This window comes from Priestia sp. TSO9 (assembly GCF_021029645.1).
GTDB lineage: Bacteria > Bacillota > Bacilli > Bacillales > Bacillaceae_H > Priestia > Priestia megaterium_E.
Map to the genome: position 1 here is coordinate 851,315 of NZ_JAJEKD010000009.1, position 17,030 is coordinate 868,344.

General features: G+C 38.3%; 14 protein-coding genes and 1 pseudogene. 12 read left to right on the top strand and 3 right to left on the bottom strand.

From position 1 onward, the window contains the following. Positions 1-28: 28 nt before the first annotated feature. Complete coding sequence (locus LJC66_RS07045) at positions 29-1,324, bottom strand: purine/pyrimidine permease (protein ID WP_230932115.1); 1,296 nt, start codon at positions 1,322-1,324, stop codon at positions 29-31. 252 nt (positions 1,325-1,576) lie between these two features. Here LJC66_RS07045 and LJC66_RS07050 point away from each other — a divergent pair, with 252 nt between their 5' ends. From LJC66_RS07050 to LJC66_RS07105, 12 genes are all read left to right on the top strand, one after another. Further along, positions 1,577-2,401: a M55 family metallopeptidase gene (locus LJC66_RS07050; RefSeq protein WP_230932116.1), complete on the top strand. Its 825-nt coding sequence runs from the start codon at positions 1,577-1,579 to the stop codon at positions 2,399-2,401. 14 nt (positions 2,402-2,415) lie between these two features. Continuing rightward, positions 2,416-3,345 (top strand): ABC transporter permease, encoded by a 930-nt coding sequence (locus LJC66_RS07055; protein ID WP_013056182.1) that lies wholly within the window; start codon positions 2,416-2,418, stop codon positions 3,343-3,345. Then, the gene (locus tag LJC66_RS07060) at positions 3,329-4,285 is read left to right on the top strand and encodes an ABC transporter permease (protein WP_170959573.1); all 957 of its coding nucleotides are present in this window, start codon (positions 3,329-3,331) and stop codon (positions 4,283-4,285) included. Before LJC66_RS07055 ends, LJC66_RS07060 begins: the two co-directional genes overlap by 17 nt. Before the next feature lie 4 nt (positions 4,286-4,289). Next, the gene (locus LJC66_RS07065) at positions 4,290-5,288 is read left to right on the top strand and encodes an ABC transporter ATP-binding protein (protein WP_153253500.1); all 999 of its coding nucleotides are present in this window, start codon (positions 4,290-4,292) and stop codon (positions 5,286-5,288) included. A 23-nt stretch (positions 5,289-5,311) separates the two neighbouring features. Then, positions 5,312-6,955 (top strand): peptide ABC transporter substrate-binding protein, encoded by a 1,644-nt coding sequence (locus LJC66_RS07070; RefSeq protein WP_230932174.1) that lies wholly within the window; start codon positions 5,312-5,314, stop codon positions 6,953-6,955. Between the two features lie 88 nt (positions 6,956-7,043). Beyond that, positions 7,044-7,988, top strand: coding sequence for a S66 peptidase family protein (locus tag LJC66_RS07075; RefSeq protein WP_230932117.1), 945 nt, complete (start codon positions 7,044-7,046; stop codon positions 7,986-7,988). Between the two features lie 31 nt (positions 7,989-8,019). After that, positions 8,020-8,925: a C40 family peptidase gene (locus LJC66_RS07080; protein WP_230932175.1), complete on the top strand. Its 906-nt coding sequence runs from the start codon at positions 8,020-8,022 to the stop codon at positions 8,923-8,925. Between the two features lie 12 nt (positions 8,926-8,937). After that, the gene (locus LJC66_RS07085) at positions 8,938-9,945 is read left to right on the top strand and encodes an ABC transporter ATP-binding protein (protein ID WP_102813280.1); all 1,008 of its coding nucleotides are present in this window, start codon (positions 8,938-8,940) and stop codon (positions 9,943-9,945) included. A 14-nt stretch (positions 9,946-9,959) separates the two neighbouring features. Beyond that, complete coding sequence (locus tag LJC66_RS07090) at positions 9,960-10,721, top strand: serine hydrolase (RefSeq protein ID WP_230932118.1); 762 nt, start codon at positions 9,960-9,962, stop codon at positions 10,719-10,721. 341 nt (positions 10,722-11,062) lie between these two features. After that, positions 11,063-11,614 carry a hypothetical protein gene (locus LJC66_RS07095; protein ID WP_013056190.1) on the top strand — a complete coding sequence of 184 codons (552 nt, stop codon included), beginning with the start codon at positions 11,063-11,065 and terminating at the stop codon, positions 11,612-11,614. A gap of 109 nt (positions 11,615-11,723) precedes the next feature. Then, positions 11,724-12,251 carry a GNAT family N-acetyltransferase gene (locus LJC66_RS07100; RefSeq protein ID WP_230932176.1) on the top strand — a complete coding sequence of 176 codons (528 nt, stop codon included), beginning with the start codon at positions 11,724-11,726 and terminating at the stop codon, positions 12,249-12,251. Positions 12,252-12,337: 86 nt separating this feature from the next. Continuing rightward, positions 12,338-15,106 (top strand): bifunctional diguanylate cyclase/phosphodiesterase, encoded by a 2,769-nt coding sequence (locus LJC66_RS07105; RefSeq protein ID WP_230932119.1) that lies wholly within the window; start codon positions 12,338-12,340, stop codon positions 15,104-15,106. A gap of 38 nt (positions 15,107-15,144) precedes the next feature. Here the strand turns inward: LJC66_RS07105 and LJC66_RS07110 are convergent, their stop codons facing one another. Both LJC66_RS07110 and LJC66_RS07115 read right to left on the bottom strand, forming a co-directional pair. Further along, entirely contained in the window at positions 15,145-15,981 is an 837-nt protein-coding gene (locus tag LJC66_RS07110) for a TIGR03943 family putative permease subunit (RefSeq protein WP_230932120.1), read from the bottom strand. Positions 15,982-15,997: 16 nt separating this feature from the next. Next, positions 15,998-16,868 (bottom strand): annotated as a pseudogene (locus LJC66_RS07115) (permease). Positions 16,869-17,030: the final 162 nt, after the last annotated feature.

Below are 17,030 nucleotides of genomic sequence, written 5' to 3' on the forward strand. Positions count from 1 at the left end.
AAAAGAAGCTGGGTTTCAGCTTCTTTTTTTATCCCTCTTTTGCACCTTGTCTGTTCAAAGAAATGGATTCGGAAATTTCCAGTGCAAGAATGATAATGGTACCAAGAACTAATCCGTTGCTTAAAAACGTAGTAACTAAAGGAGGCAGTGTTGAAAAAGCTTGAGAAGGCAAAAACATAACCCCTATCCCCGACAGCAACGCAATACCGGCTTTTTTCATTGCTTTTTCGGGCTGTTTGGCATGCTTGAATTCTCCAATTCCAAGAGCCATCATACCTGTAAAAACAGGAAAGATTGCCGCGTATCCGACGGCAGGAGGAAGAGCGGACATAATGGACGTTAAAGGAGTAAAGATACTCAGAAAAAGCAAAAGACACGATGCTACAATAAAAGGAACTCGGCTATAAAGATTTGTAGCTGAAATAAATCCACCGGAACCTGAAATAGGAACGGCACCGACACCTGAAAACAATCCTCCAAGCAGCTGACTTATACCCGAAACCATCCCGGAACGCTTAATATTGTCTTTTTCAATTTTTTCTCCTTTTTGTTTATAAACAGACTCAACAACACGAATAGAAGCGAGCATGTTTGTAATTAAAATGAGCGTCACAAAAAAAGCAGTAACAACCATATTCCATTCAACGCGAGGAGCCCCAAATACGAACACTTTAGGTATGTAAAATAACTGCGCCTGAAACTCGATAGGTTTAGCTAACCCTAGCATTGCAAATACTCCCCAGCCTACACCAATACTAATAATAATGCTGAGCTTATTTAACGTCCGGTGCGATAATAAATAAAAAGTCAGCAGCAAAATCGCAGCTGAAGCCAGCGCAATTGGAAGTTTAATAGCTGAATTCGTTTCTGTAATGCCAAACATTCCTTTTAAAAAGGAACCGCTGAGCTGCGTCACTAATAAAATTAAATATGTACCGGTAACTGTCGGGGTAAAGTATTTTGCTAGTTTATCAATGAGACCAAGCAGGCTCATTAAAATAGCAATTATCCCGCTTATAAGGAGGGTAAACTGCAGCAAGCGGAGCGTTTCAGAGTGAGAACCAAACAGAACGGTTCCAAGACTCGCATACAGAGAAAAGACGCCCCACCAAACGCCAGCTGGCCCTTCCATGATTGGGTATTTATGCCCTATAAATACCTGTAAGAGCCCGGATAAAGCTAAAATAAATAACGTTCGCTGTAAAAATTGAATAGAATCCGCTGCGTTTAAATGAAACTGAGAAGCAATTACAATAGGAACAATCATACTATTAGAAATCATAAATAAAAACCATTGTAGTGAAGCAATGGAAACTCGAAACATTCTTAACACCTCAATTAATGCCGACGAGCGGCTGAATGAACCAACAGGCTGCTCTATTATTTTACCATGGGATTTCCAATTTGTAAGCGATATCTTGTTAAAAGGAAGATGAGTAAAGTGTCAAAAAATTCAATATATTGTTGTAAAAAGAAGAAAGATAATTTATAATTTTCTTACAATTATAAATTATAAACATAAGAATAATTTATAATGAACTGACTAACAGTCAAGAAAGGAGGAGGAATAAGACAAATGAAACTATACCTGTCGATTGATATGGAAGGAATTACGGGACTCGTCGATCACACAAATGTTCTGCGACAGAAAGAAAATTATGAAAGAAGCCGCAAAATAATGACGGATGAAGCAAATGCAGTAATTTATGCAGGATTTAGAGAAAAGTGCTCAGAAGTTGTGGCAAATGACAGCCATTCGAGTATGAATAATCTCCTTGTTGAACGGCTTCATCCAGAAACTCAGCTTATTTCAGGGAGCGTAAAACCATATTCAATGGTACAGGGATTAGATCAGACTTTTGATGGTGCTATGTTTCTAGGGTATCATGCTAAAGCATCCATGCCTGGTGTCATGTCTCATTCGATGATATTTGGTGCTCGCAATATGTACATAGACGATACGAATATTGGAGAGTTAGGCTTCAACGCATACGTCGCAGGCTATTACGGCGTGCCAGTTTTAATGGTAGCCGGTGATGACCAAACGGCGCTGGAAGCACAGCAGCTTATTCCAAACGTGACGACTGCTATCGTCAAACAGGCCATTTCACGTTCTGCAGCCAAAACATTAACCCCTAAGAAAGCAGAACAATTACTTCAAGAAAAAACAGCCGCAGCTATTCAAAACAAACACCTTGTTAAACCTTTAATTCCACCTAAACATCCAACCTTACGAATAGAATTTGCAAATTACGGTCAAGCAGAGTGGGCACATTTAATGCCGGGAACAGAAATTGAGCCTGGAACGACGACCGTTCGGTTTCAAGCAAAAGATATTTTAGAAGCTTATCAGGCCATGCTTGTGATGACTGAATTAGCTACGCGCACAACATTCTGTTAGAAGGTGGGATAAAGGTGAAAAGTTATATTTTGAAACGATTTTTATCCATGCTCGTTACGCTGTGGGTAATTGTGACCTTAACCTTCTTTTTAATGCACTCGATTCCTGGATCTCCATTTAATGAAGAACGAGCGACAAGCGATGCAGTTCAAAAAAACCTGGAATCATTTTATCACTTAGATGAGCCGCTAGCTGTGCAATATATTCTTTATTTAAAATCCATTGTTACTTTTGACTTTGGTCCTTCCATTAAACAGCCGTCTCAAACGGTTAACGACCTTTTAGGAAGAGGGTTTCCCGTGTCATTTGAACTTGGAATGGTGACGTTAATTCTTGCGGTGATTTCAGGTATTACACTAGGCATTATCGCTGCTCTTAGAAGGAATGGAATAATTGATTACATGGCGATGAGCATAGCAGTTATCGGATTGTCGGTTCCAAATTTTGTTATGGCCACGTTGTTAATTCAACAGCTTTCTGTTAATTTGAAAATTTTACCTGCTGCTACGTGGACGAGCCCTTTACATATGATTCTTCCGACTCTAGCTCTTGCCACAGGTCCTATGGCTATTATTGCACGTTTGACTCGCTCAAGCATGATAGAAGTACTAACGCAAGATTATATTCGAACAGCGCGTGCAAAAGGGCTTTCGCCAGTAAAAATTGTATTTAAGCATGCGCTTAGAAATGCTTTAATGCCCGTTATAACAGTCCTTGGAACGATTGCAGCCAGCGTATTAACCGGCACATTTGTTATTGAACAAATCTTTGCTATTCCTGGCATGGGAAAATATTTTGTGGACAGTATTAATACGAGAGACTACCCGGTAATTATGGGCACGACGGTCTTTTACAGTTCGATTCTCATCATTATGCTTTTTTTGGTAGACATTGCTTACGGAATACTTGATCCACGAATCAAACTGTATAAGAAGGAGGGATAATGTGCTGGAAAAACAGGAGTATAAGCAAATTCCTGATGAGTGGTTTGTGCCAAAGAAAAAAAAGAAGTCTGAAGCTGAAGCAGTTGTAAGGCCGAGTCTTTCTTATTGGCATGATGCTTGGCGCAGGCTTGTAAAAAACAAGTTAGCCATGCTGGGCCTCTTTTTTTTAGTCATTCTCGTTGTGATGGCTATATTCGGCCCTATGTTTTCACCCTACAGTGTAACGAAAGCTTCTTTTACAGAGCAAAACCTTCCTCCTTCGGCTAGTCATTGGTTTGGAACGGATGACTTAGGAAGAGATATGTACACTCGAACATGGTACGGGGCTAGAATTTCTTTATTTGTAGGGCTGATGGCAGCGCTTATTGATTTTATCATCGGTGTCATTTACGGGGGATTCTCAGGCTATAAAGGCGGAAAAACAGATAATGTCATGATGCGCGTAATTGAAATTTTATATGGTCTTCCTTATTTATTAGTCGTGATTTTACTAATGGTAGTCATGGGCCCCGGGCTTTCTACGATTATTGTGGCACTTTCCGTTACAGGTTGGATTGGGATGGCGAGAATTGTACGGGGGCAAGTATTGCAAATAAAAAACTATGAATACGTGCTTGCATCCAAAACGTTTGGAACAAAAACTAGTCGTATCATTAAGCGAAACCTGCTTCCAAATACGATGGGGCCAATTATCGTTCAAATGACACTAACCGTGCCAACTGCCATTTTTGCTGAAGCTTTTTTAAGCTTTTTAGGGCTGGGTGTACAGGCTCCTTATGCCAGCTGGGGAGTAATGGCAAACGATGGTTTATCAACGATTCTATCAGGCTATTGGTGGCGTTTATTTTTTCCCGCTTTTTTTATTTCTCTTACTATGTTTGCTTTTAATGTCCTTGGAGACGGACTGCAAGATGCACTTGATCCGAAATTAAGGAGGTAAGCAAATGGAAAAAATGATCCAAATCAAAAACTTACACGTACAGTTTTCAACTTACGGAGGGCGAGTTCAAGCTGTAAGAGGCGTTAGTTTTGATTTACATAAAGGAGAAACACTAGCGATTGTCGGAGAGTCAGGGTGCGGAAAAAGCGTAACATCTCAAAGTATTATGAGGTTAATTCCGACACCTCCGGGCAGGATCACAAGCGGATCTATTTTATTTAAAGGCCAGGATTTAACGAAACTATCAGAAAAGAAAATGCGAGACATTCGAGGCGCTGATATTTCGATGATTTTTCAGGATCCTATGACTGCGCTTAATCCAACTCTTCGCGTAGGTGAGCAAATTTCAGAAAATATTATGCAACATGAAAACATCTCGAAAGAAAAAGCCAAACAAAAAGCATTTGAAATGCTGGAGCTAGTCGGAATTCCAAATCCTAAAGAACGCCTAAAGCAATATCCTCATGAATTTAGCGGGGGAATGAGACAGCGTATTGTCATTGCAATGGCTCTTGTGTGCAATCCCGAAGTGCTAATTGCTGATGAACCTACCACAGCCCTTGACGTCACGATACAAGCGCAGATTTTAGAATTGTTTAAGGATATTCAGCAGAAAACGGATGTCTCCATTGTTTTAATTACCCATGATTTAGGAGTAGTTGCTCAGGTAGCTGACCGTGTTGCCGTAATGTATGCAGGGAAAATTGTAGAAATTGGAACAAGAAGAGACATCTTTTATACGCCGCAGCATCCGTATACAAAAGGATTGCTGCGTTCAGTTCCTCGGTTAGATTTATATGAAAGTGAGCTTGTGCCTATTGCAGGATCACCTCCCGATTTATTTGCACCTCCATCCGGATGTTCGTTCGCACCTCGCTGTCCTTACGTAATGGAAGTGTGTGATCGCATGTATCCTGTATCGACAAAGCTGAAAGAGAGTCACCAAGTGCACTGCTGGCTTCAAGATGAGAGAGCCCAAAAATTTGTAACAACTATAAGCTAGATTTATAGATGAATAGAGAACTTATGAAAGAGGGGGAAATGATGAAAAAAATAGGGTCTTTACTAATGATGTGTGTACTTATATTTGCACTTGCTGCCTGTACGGCCACAAAAGATTCCGGCGCGGAGCCAGAAAAGAAGAGCAGTACAGCAAAAGATGAGGGTAAGGTCCTTTATATGAATAATGGCGCAGAACCTACGTCTTTTGATCCACCTATTGGATTTGATTCATATTCATGGAATATGCTTAATAACTTAATGGAAGGGCTGACTCGTTTAGGAAAAAGCGATGAGCCTGAAGGAGCAATGGCCGAGAAATGGGATATCTCTGAGGACAAAAAGGTCTATACGTTTCATTTACGAAAAAATGCTAAATGGTCAAATGGAGATGACGTGAAAGCAAGTGATTTTGTATTTGCTTGGAAGAGGCTGCTAGACCCTAAGACTGGTTCACCAGCGGCATTTTTAGGTTACTTCATCCAAGGTGGAGAAGAATTTAATACGGGTAAAGGCAGTGCTGATCAAGTAGGGGTAAAAGCGCTAGATGACAAAACCTTTGAAGTTACGCTTAAAAGTCCTCAAGCCTATTTCTTAAGCGTAGTTTCCAATCCAGCGTTCTTCCCAATTAATGAAAAAGTAGCAACAAAAAATCCGAAATGGTTTGCAGAAGCAGATTCGTTTGTTGCTAATGGTCCCTTCAAATTAACTCAATGGAAGCATAACAGTAATCTAGTCATGGAAAGAAACGATCAGTACTGGGATGCTGAAAATGTAAAGCTCGACAAGGTAAAATGGGCAATTGTTGAAAATACAAACACAGAATATCAAATGTATCAAAATGGAGAACTAGATGTTTCTGAAATTCCATCGGATTTAAGTGAAAAGCTGTTGAAAGATGGAGATGTTCATATCGAAGACCAAGCGGGAACTTACTTCTACCGCTTTAACTTAGATAAAGAGCCCTTTCAAAACAAAAATATCCGTAAAGCATTTGCAATGGCTGTAGATCAAGATCAAATTGTTAATTTTGTTACAAAGAATAAAGAAAAACCAGCTCGCGGGTTCGTATCTTACGGATTTAAAGATGTAGATGGAAAAGATTTCCGTAAAACGGGCGGCGACTTATTAAAAACAGATGACAAAGAAGCAAAAGCACTTCTGAAAAAAGGAATGAAAGAAGAAGGATATAAAAAGCTGCCAGCTATTACGCTAACATATAGTACAGACGATACGCATAAAAAAATAGCAGAAGCACTGCAGCAAATGTTCAAAGAAAATCTAGGCGTAGATGTGAAGCTTGCCAATATGGAATGGAATGTTTTCCAAGAAGAACAAAAAGCGTTAAAGTTTCAGCTGTCACGAAGTTCATTTTTAGCTGATTATGCAGATCCAATTAACTTTTTAGAGAGCTTCCAGACGGGTCATTCAATGAACCGTACAGCTTGGAGCAATAAAGAATATGATGAGTTAATTAAACAAGCTATGAACGAAACGGATAATAAAAAACGTTTTGAGCTTATATATAAAGCAGAAGGTATTTTATTTGATGAGGTGCCGATCATTCCTATCCATTTCTACAACTATGTGTTTTTAATAAAAGATAACGTATCTGGAATTGTTCGTCATCCTGTTGGCTATTTAGATTTGAAGTGGGCAGATAAACAGTAAAGTGGAACTTTTCGTCAGAGGGGATTTCAATTCCCTTCTGACCCAAGTTTCACTTTCTTCATTTCTTTACAGAAAAGGAGTGTAACAAATGATCAAACCAAAACGATTAAAAAAAGGTGATACAGTAGCTGTTATTGCACCGGCTAGTCCGCCTAATCAGCATAATCTAAAACAAGGAATAGAATATTTAAAGGAAATAGGATTAAACGTCGTAACGGGTGCGCATTTATATAAAAAAAACGGGTACTTGGCAGGGACTGATGAACAGCGAGCAGCAGATATACATGCGATGTTTGCCAATAAGGCAGTAAAGGCAATTATCTGTGCATGCGGCGGGTACGGGACTGCTAGGCTTGCCTCGCAATTAAACTACGATTTAATTAAGCGAAACCCAAAGATTTTTTGGGGATATAGCGATATTACATTTTTACATACGGCTATTCATCAGCGCACAGGTTTGGTTACCTTTCATGGGCCAATGCTTTCGTCGGATATCGGAAAAGAAGGTGTTCATATAGAGACGAAGCAAGCTTTTTATCAATTATTTTCTCACCGTTCTTTTTGCTATACGGATCAAATTAGTTCGCTCGACACTATTTGTGAAGGAGAAGCAACTGGTCAGCTGATAGGAGGAAATCTTACTTTACTGGTAAGCACGCTTGGCACACCATTTGAACTAGATACAAAAAATCGAATTTTATTTATTGAGGATATTGATGAAGAGCCGTATGAAATTGACCGTATGATGACACAGCTGTATATGGCCAATAAACTGCAGGATGCAGCGGGAATTATTATCGGGGATTTTCATAACTGCTATCCTAAAAAACGTACGGAGTCGCTTTCATTAGAAATGGCATTAACAAGTTACCTGACTTCTTTAAAAAAGCCTGTTATGAAAGGGTTTCGCATCGGGCATTGCTCTCCTCAAACAGCTGTGGCGATTGGAAGCTATGCTACAATGTCGACTTATGAACGAATGGTGGAATTTGAATCCGGTATTACATTACCAAAAGATAAAGTCGAACGCTGAAGGTTAAACCTGGAGGGAGGATAAATAAGTGATGGATAAAAAAGCGTATTACGTTTGTGTGGCTGTAGCGACTGTTTGGACTTCTTATGAATCTAGCAGAGAAATAGATGACAATGCAACAAGTTTCCCAGTAAAACTGGATAAATGGCTAGAACAATTAACGTATACACGCCGGTTGGAGCTTTGTGAGAAAAATTTAGTTCAAACGCAGCTGTTACTAGGAGAAGAAGTATATGTAACGGAAATAAAAGGTAAATGGGCAAAAATCGTTATTCCTTCTCAGTTTTCTTCTAAAGATGAAAGAGGATATCCCGGGTGGGTTCCTTTCCACCAACTGATTTCTCAAGCTGAATATTTTCCATTGAATAAACCAACGGCAGTGGTATCAGCAACGATTGCGACCCTGCACCTAGCGGAAGAAGCCTTGCAAATTAGTTATCAAACGCAGCTGCCTCTTTTAAAAGAAGATAAAGAATGGCTAGAAGTTCAAACGCCGATTGGCAGTGGGAGAATAAAACGTCAAGATGCTGTTGTAATAGAGGATAGAAACCGTAAAGTAAAAGGAACTGGGGATATGATTATTGCAGCGGGAGAACAGTTTTTGAATCTTCCATATTTATGGGGGGGCATGAGTGCCTGGGGATATGATTGTTCCGGGTTTGCCTATGCTACTCATAAAGCAAACGGATATCTTATTCCAAGAGATGCAACCGATCAAGCAAGGCAAGGAAAAGAAGTAGGATTAGCCTCTATTCAACCTGGAGATTTGCTGTTTTTCGCTCATGAAAAAGGTGAAGGATCTATCCACCATGTTGGTATTTATTATGGTAAAGGAAAAATGCTTCATTCACCTAAAACAGGTAAAACCGTTGAACTGATCGAATTAAAAGGAACGCTTTATGAAGAAGAGCTGTGCGCAGCCCGGCGCTATTATTAGGAGGTGGCAGTTATGACAACGAAGCATTTGTTAGAAGTAAAGCAGCTGAGCAAATATTTTTCGATTACGAATAAGCAGGTTTTGAAAGCAGTAGACGGCGTGTCTTTTCATATTTCAAAAGGAGAAACCTTTGGACTTGTTGGTGAATCCGGCTGCGGAAAATCAACTGCCGGACGAACAATCATTGGGTTGTATAACCGTACATCAGGAGAGGTGCTTTATAAAGGGAAAAACGTGCATGAGCTATCAGAGAAAGAAAAATTTGCTTTTCATCGTAATATGCAAATGATTTTTCAAGATCCATATGCTTCACTAAACCCTCGTTCTACCGTGAAGGAGATTATCTCAGAACCAATGGAGGTTCACGGACTTTATTCGAATAAAAAAGAGATGCTGAACCGCGTGTATGAGCTGCTAGAAGATGTCGGGCTAAACCGTGATCATGCCAATCGCTATCCACATGAATTCAGCGGCGGACAGCGCCAGCGTATAGGGATTGCGAGAGCTTTAGCACTAAATCCAGAATGCATTATTGCAGACGAGCCTATTTCTGCTTTAGATGTGTCTGTACAGGCTCAAGTAGTTAATTTATTAAAAAAACTCCAAAAAGAAAAAGGGTTAACTTATTTATTTATTGCACATGACTTGTCGATGGTAAAGCATATAAGCAATCGTATTGGAGTTATGTATTTAGGGCATTTAGTAGAATTAACAACAAGTTCGGAGCTGTATCAAAAACCGCTTCACCCTTACACTCAAGCTCTACTGTCAGCTATTCCTATCCCTGATCCTGACGTTGAGGATAATCGGAAGCGGATTGTTCTTAAAGGAGAATTACCGAGTCCAATTAATCCGCCCTCTGGCTGCGTGTTTAATACGCGCTGTCCTCTTGCAGTAGCAGCCTGTAAGACTCAAAAGCCAGAGTGGCAGGAAGTTGAAGACAATCACTTTGTAGCCTGTCACTTATACAATCAAAAGATAATGAGTAACAACTATATGGAAACAGCTGCGACAAAATGATGGAAAGAGCGAGAATGAAAATCGAAGATGCAGTTACTACATGGAAGCGGAGTAATAATGGACTTATACGTATTCATATTGAAGGAAAAGAATCCATACAGATTAATTCTTTTATCCAACAACGAGCAGCAAGTACAATCAAGCTGCTGCTTGCAATAGAAGCGTTTCGTCAAATTGATGCGGGCATCTTGGCTTTAACATCTGTCATTCAAAGAACGGAAAAAAACACGGTTGGCGGAGCAGGCGTACTTAGAGCTCTTCCGCGGTTAACATATATTAGAGTGGAAGAGCTGCTTACCCTTATGATAGTTGTTTCTGACAACATAGCTACAAATGAGCTCATTTCTTTAGTAGGATTTGAAAAAATTAACGAATGTGCTAAAAATCTAGGATTAAAGAAAACCGTTTTAAACCGCTATATGATGGACGAAATCGCTGTTGAAAAAGGGATTGATAATTATACGTGTGCCTCTGACGTAGTAAAGTGTCTAAGGGAAATATATGAAGGAAACCTTTTGCAAAAATCTAGTCGCGAAAAAATAATGAGAATGTTAAAAATACAGCAGTTTCAGCATAAGCTTCCAGCACGTATAGGGTCAGCGTTTCAAGCTGCGAATAAGACTGGAGAACTACAGGGAGCAGAACATGATAGTGCTATTCTCATGCGAGGTAACGAAACGTATTATGCCGTTGTTTTGATAGATGGACTAAGTGACAATGAACAGGGAAGGAGATTGATTGCTGATATTGGATACCTTCTGTCATCTAACATCTAAAAATCTTTTGACCATATACTTCAATAAGCGGGATTGGTTTGGTCTCTTTTATTTAATGTCTTCTATTAAAGAAAAACTCACATTTACTAATAATAAATGCTTGTCTTCTCAGATTTTAGCGAGACCGTTATTTGCTGTGCTGGATTTATGCTAGTAATAGATAAACATGTTCTTTTTCATAAAATCTTATGAAAAAATAATGATAAATCATTCATCCTATACCAACTTATTCATATTTTTTATATAATAGAATAATAGTATATATTTTAAACGAATAGTGAATGTCTATGCAAAGCAGCAAGGAGCATGAAATTATTCGATTCATAAATGGTGGTGTATGTATGGCAAACGAACATGTAATGATAGATATTATAAAAGCATTTAAACGCAATTCAACTGAATCCATTGCCATGGATTTAATTAAGGAAGTGCGAGGGACATTTAGTCCATTACCTAAATATATAGCGGATTTAATTGATGAGCTGAGAAAATTAAATTTAAAAGACGAAGTGATCAGTGTAATCTTGTATCAATCTGTATATGTGGCAGATCATCAATTTAATATTAAAGATACCATTACCAATCGTCAGTTTGTAAAAGATACGATTGAAATGGGCAGAAGATGGGTGCATCAGTACGGCCGAATTGAAACAGTAGAAGAAGCAATTCATATTGCAGAGCAAGTATCTACAAAAGAGGACTTGCCTCATCATTTGCAAACAGCAACAATTGACGAAAAAATTACGCTTGAGGTGCAGCTTGATCATCAAACGTATGAAATGTTAAAAAATATAGCAGTTTATTATGATCATCATTCCTATGAACAGTCAATGACTGTAGCAATTAATCGTTTATATACGCAGCTGCGCGATGCACAATCAAAAAATAGTTAAATGTCAAATCTCACATGTTCCGTGCACCATGTGAGATTTTTTAAGAGGTGAAAAAGGAGCAGATGAAAATGTCTTGCTCCATCATTCATCAAAAGGAGGGAGAACATTGATGAGGGTATATTTATCTCCTCTTCAGAAAAAAGATGCTTCTAAAGTTTTTGAATATTGGTCGGATGAAGAGGTTACTAGATATATGAACATTGAGCCCTTTACGACTCTTTATCAGGCGGAAAGCATGATTGCACTTCTCCAAAGTTTGACGAAAGAAGGGAAAGCAACACGCTATGCTATTCGATTAAAGACTTCCGATGAGATCATTGGAACCTGCGGTCTAAACCGTATTGATTATGTTAAAAAGCAAGGAGAGATAGGGTATGATTTAGGCAGACCTTTTTGGAAAAAAGGCCTCATGACAGAAGCACTCTGCCTTTTGCTAGAAAAAGCTTTTGAAGAGTTTCATATACAAGAAGTTGAAGCAAAAGTTGATCCTAATAATAAAGATTCAATTACTCTTTTAAAAACATTTTCGTTTCAACTAGAAGAGGCGTATGAGTCAGATGATTGTACTTGTTTATACACCGTCAACAAGGAAAAAGTGAGCGCAATGTTGTCAGGACGTTCAAAAGGTAAGAAGTAAATCAAGCATAAGTTCTTTTGAAATAGTAAATATTTTTAGGCCTTAACCGATAACAAAGAAAAGAACGAATTGAAGGAAGGTCATGAATGAATCATCATACACATTTACTAGAAGGGACGTACAATGAGTTACTCGTTACACTCTCTTTCCTTATCGCTATTACTGCGGCGTACGCTTCTTTTGGGTTAGCTAATCGTGTGAAAATTTCCCGGGCAAAATTTATTCAGTTTTGGTTAATCAGTGGGGCATTTACATTGGGAATAGGCATTTGGTCAATGCATTTTATCGCCATGCTTGCTTTTCACTTGCCCGTAGATGTTTCATATAATTTATGGTTTGTTCTTCTCTCAATCTTGGGAGCGATAACGGGATGTTATATAGGCCTCTACCTCATTCACAAACAAAAGAAAAGCATGAAGGCACTGACCATTGCAGGGAGCTTTATGGGAGCTGGAATTGTTTTTATGCACTATTTGGGCATGATGGCTATGGAGCCAATTATGATTTCATATGATCCGTTTATCGTTTTTCTCTCTATTCTTATTGCTGTTGCTGCTTCTAATACAGCTTTGTGGCTTGGTTTTTATTCAAAGCTAAATGAAGGGAAGCTTACCGTTTTTGCTAAGGTTATTTGTTCTACTATTATGGGCATTGCTATTGCAGGTATGCACTATACGGGCATGCAGGCAGCTTCTTTTTCAGGAATGTCAATGTCTGAACACTCAAACGGTTTTGCCTTAAATCCAATATATTTATCCGTCGTTATTGTTTTTTTTATTGTCTGCCTATTTACGGCTGTGTTTTTAACCATTTTTATGGATCGACGCGTACAAAAACAAGAAGTTTTAAAATGGGCTTTTTTTGAATCCGCCCTGGATGCTATTTTGGTGATCGATGAAAAAAGACATGTTTTATCGCTCAATTATGCAGCGGAAACGCTTTTCTCTCTTAAAGCATCAGATATAATCGGGAGTAATGTTGTTAAGCTGCTGCCCTTCTATAAATTTTCTTCTCTACAAGATGGACGAACTGAGCACTCCCTTTTGATAAGTAATAGAGAAGTTACGGTTGAGATAACGGTGATGGCGGTAGGAATTGAAGAGGCGGTTGAGTATATGCTGTATATCCGCAATATGACGCAAGAGCGCGAAGCGGAAAAAACGTTGATTGAAGCAAAAAATCGCTATGAAAACTTGTTTTATTCCTCTCCATTGGCGATTATGGTCCATCGAGAAGAAGAGGTCGTGTCTGTGAATGATGCTATGATTCAGCTTTTAGGAGTAACGGAAGACCAGCTCGTTGGTAAATCGTTATATGATTTCTTTTCATCTGAACAAGTTCCTGATATTAAAAAAGGATTGAAGGCAGTAAAGGATAGAAAAGATGAGCCAAGATCTCCATTAGCTCAGTTGAAAATGTTTAATGCGTTAGGTAAGGAACTCTTCTTAGAAGTAAAATCTACGCTCATTCAAATTAATGGAGAGACGCTTTTTCAGACAGTAACTAGAGATGTAACGGAACAGAAAAAAGCTCAAGAATCGCTTCAATATATGGCTTTTCACGATATGCTAACAGATTTACCAAACCGCAGTATGTTTTCAAACATTGTAGAGAAATCTATTGATTCAGCAGCTGCTTCAGGAAAAAAGCTTCATTTCTTATTTTTAGACCTAGATCGTTTCAAACAGGTAAATGACACGCTTGGTCATCATGCTGGAGATCAGCTTATGCTTCAGGTTGTCGATCGAATGAAGAGCTGCCTAAGAAACCAAGATGTGCTTTCGCGTTTTGGAGGAGATGAGTTTTTAGTTTTACTGCATGATAGGACGGATGAAGAAGTGAAAAAAATCTGTCAATCATTAAATGACTGCTTATCCACTCCTTTTGTAGTGCTATCGAGAGATGTTTATTTAGGGGTAAGCATCGGAGTTAGTTTATTTCCTAAAGATGGAAATTTACTTGAAGTGCTAGTTCGCCATGCGGATTTAGCGATGTACGAAGTCAAAAAACAAGGGCGTAATCATTATCTGTTTTATCAAAAAGAAATGCAGGTTCATACTACGCGACGAATGAGAATTGAAGATGGTTTACGCAAGGCTTTTGAGCTGGGCGAAATGGAGCTTCACTATCAGCCGAAAGTCAATATTCAAAGTGGCCATATTGTTGGAGTGGAGGCTTTAATCCGGTGGACTCATGCCGAGATGGGCGTCATTTCTCCCGCGGAATTTATTCCGATTGCTGAAGAAACAGGCGTTATTGTTACACTGACGAAATGGGTATTAAAAAAAGCGTGCCATCAAAATAAGTATTGGCAGCTTCAAGGACTTCCTCCCTTAAAAATGAGTGTGAACATATCAAGCGTGGATTTTGGTACAATTGATTTTGTTGATTATGTGTTAGGTGTCTTGCGTGAAGTAGAGTTAGAATCACGATATTTAGAGCTTGAAATTACAGAAAGTGTTACGATGAAGCATGTTGAGCAAACAATCGAAAAGCTACAAATCTTAAAAGATGCAGGAGTATTTATTTCGATTGATGATTTTGGCTCAGGATACTCCTCGTTCAGCTATATTCAGAAGTTGCCTATTCATACGCTGAAAATTGATCGGTCTTTTATTAAAGATTTAGATCCTAATACAACGGAAGTGTCGATTGTCAGAGCCATTATTACACTAGCCAAAAGTTTACAGCTATCCGTCGTAGCAGAAGGTGTAGAAGAAGTTGAACAAGTAGAACTTCTTCATAAAGAAAAATGTGATGAAGTGCAGGGATACTATTTCTCCAAACCGATTTCAGCGGAGGAATTTTATGAGAAATTTCATAAAATCGAAGAAAAAATGGAATTTGTTCATTAATGTAAAAAGCCGTTCTTATTTAAAAGAACGGCTTTTAATTATTGGTTATTTCGATATACATAAGGGTCCTTTGGAGCCTGCTCACGCTTTACTTTTGTTACTTTCACAACAGGGATGGTTTTTTTGAACGGCTGGTAATACATTGTACTAATTTTTCCTGTAACCGTTGCCCAGTCATCATTTTTAAAAGTAATATCATCTGGAAACTCAATAAGCATTCCAAACACCCCTGAATCTGCAATACAATGAATAATACCAAAGCGAAAGAGAAAATACTGATTCTTTTTTAGCTCCTTCGTTTGATACATAAATCCTTTAAAAGAAATGGTTTTGCCACTGAATTGACCAGGATATCGGTAAATAGTCTCCATTGCATTAAAAAATTCCTCATCTTCTAAGTTGATATTTTCTCCTTTAGAAAACTTTTTAAGATCACGATGAATCATTTTATCATAGGCTTCTTCTCCGTAAAAAGAACTTGTGTCAGGCTGTAAAAATTGATGAGAAGAATAAGGATCTTTTTTGTCATAAATAGGAAAATGGAACCCTTTAGCTTCAACAATATTAGAATCAAGGGTTGCGACAGGTAAAAATAAGACAGTGAATACAGGTAAAATATAAATTGGGTACCATGCTCTTCGTTTCCATTTGCCATCTTGATGATTATGGGCGCATCCGCAGCTACAATCATCATCATGTTTTTTAGGGCCTATCATGTAAAAGATTAATTCTGCAATAGTCAAGAACCAAAGGACAAAGATGGTGCAAAATGAAATCCAGGAATATTTCATATTGATATATTTTGAGATATCCCCAGTTGCATGAAGGTGCATGAAGATGAACGTAAACCCTATTAAAATTAAAATACGAATCATGCCAAATTCATCCTTACTAATGAACAATTAAAATCGAAACAATAAGTACTAAAATGAAGACATACGCCAAAAGCGTAAAGACAAATTTAGTCTTAAACTGGCTTAGCCATCATCAGCGTATTCTTGATATCAAACATTGGACCGAATACCAAGAATGAAACAATAGCACTATCTGTAAACATACTGCGAAACGAGGAAGCGATAAACGCATCTGCAGAGGAACAAAGCGATAATACGTAGGCAAGTCCCATCATTACCGTATTTGATGAAACATTTCCTTGTCCCAATGAAAGTAAAGTAGAGGTCTTCACGAACGTTTGCATGCCGGCAGCAATTAATCCGCCAATAATTAAAAATTTCCCAACAGAAAAAAACTCATCAATAGTATGACGAATCGATTGTGAAACTTTCTCACTCATTTTCTTGGGGGAAGTATGCAAATGAACCTCACATTTTGTCTGAGGTGCTTTGAATTGAACACTTAAAATAAGACCTACAAGTAAGGAAACAATAAAAGCTACTCCTGCCCGATAAAACACTATTTTCCAATCGTTTCCGAAAGCTACAAAGGTAGAAAATAAAACAACTGGATTAATAATAGGGCCTGTTAACATAAAAGGAATGGCAGCATAAAGAGGAACCCCTTTTGCCATTAAACGTCTAGTAATAGGCACAATTCCACATTCACAGGCTGGAAAAAGAGCTCCAATCACACTAGCTAATATGACAGCACCTATTTTATTTTGAGGAATAACTCGAGCCATCATTTCATCCGTTACAAAAATTTGAATAATTCCTGAAATGATTACGCCTAGTAATACAAAAGGAAGAGCTTCAATAAGAATACTAATAAATATAGTATTCATTTGTAATAGAGACGAATTCATTATTTTCACTCCAAAATTAAGTTTATCTAAAATGTATTAGTGCAATAAAGTTGGATTTGGTCAACTTGTACATAGTGTATCGTAAAAAGGGGAGGGAATAAAGCTTTTTCAAAAAGCAGTGAAAGGATTTTTTTGTTATTTATTCAAAATATGTCCCGTATT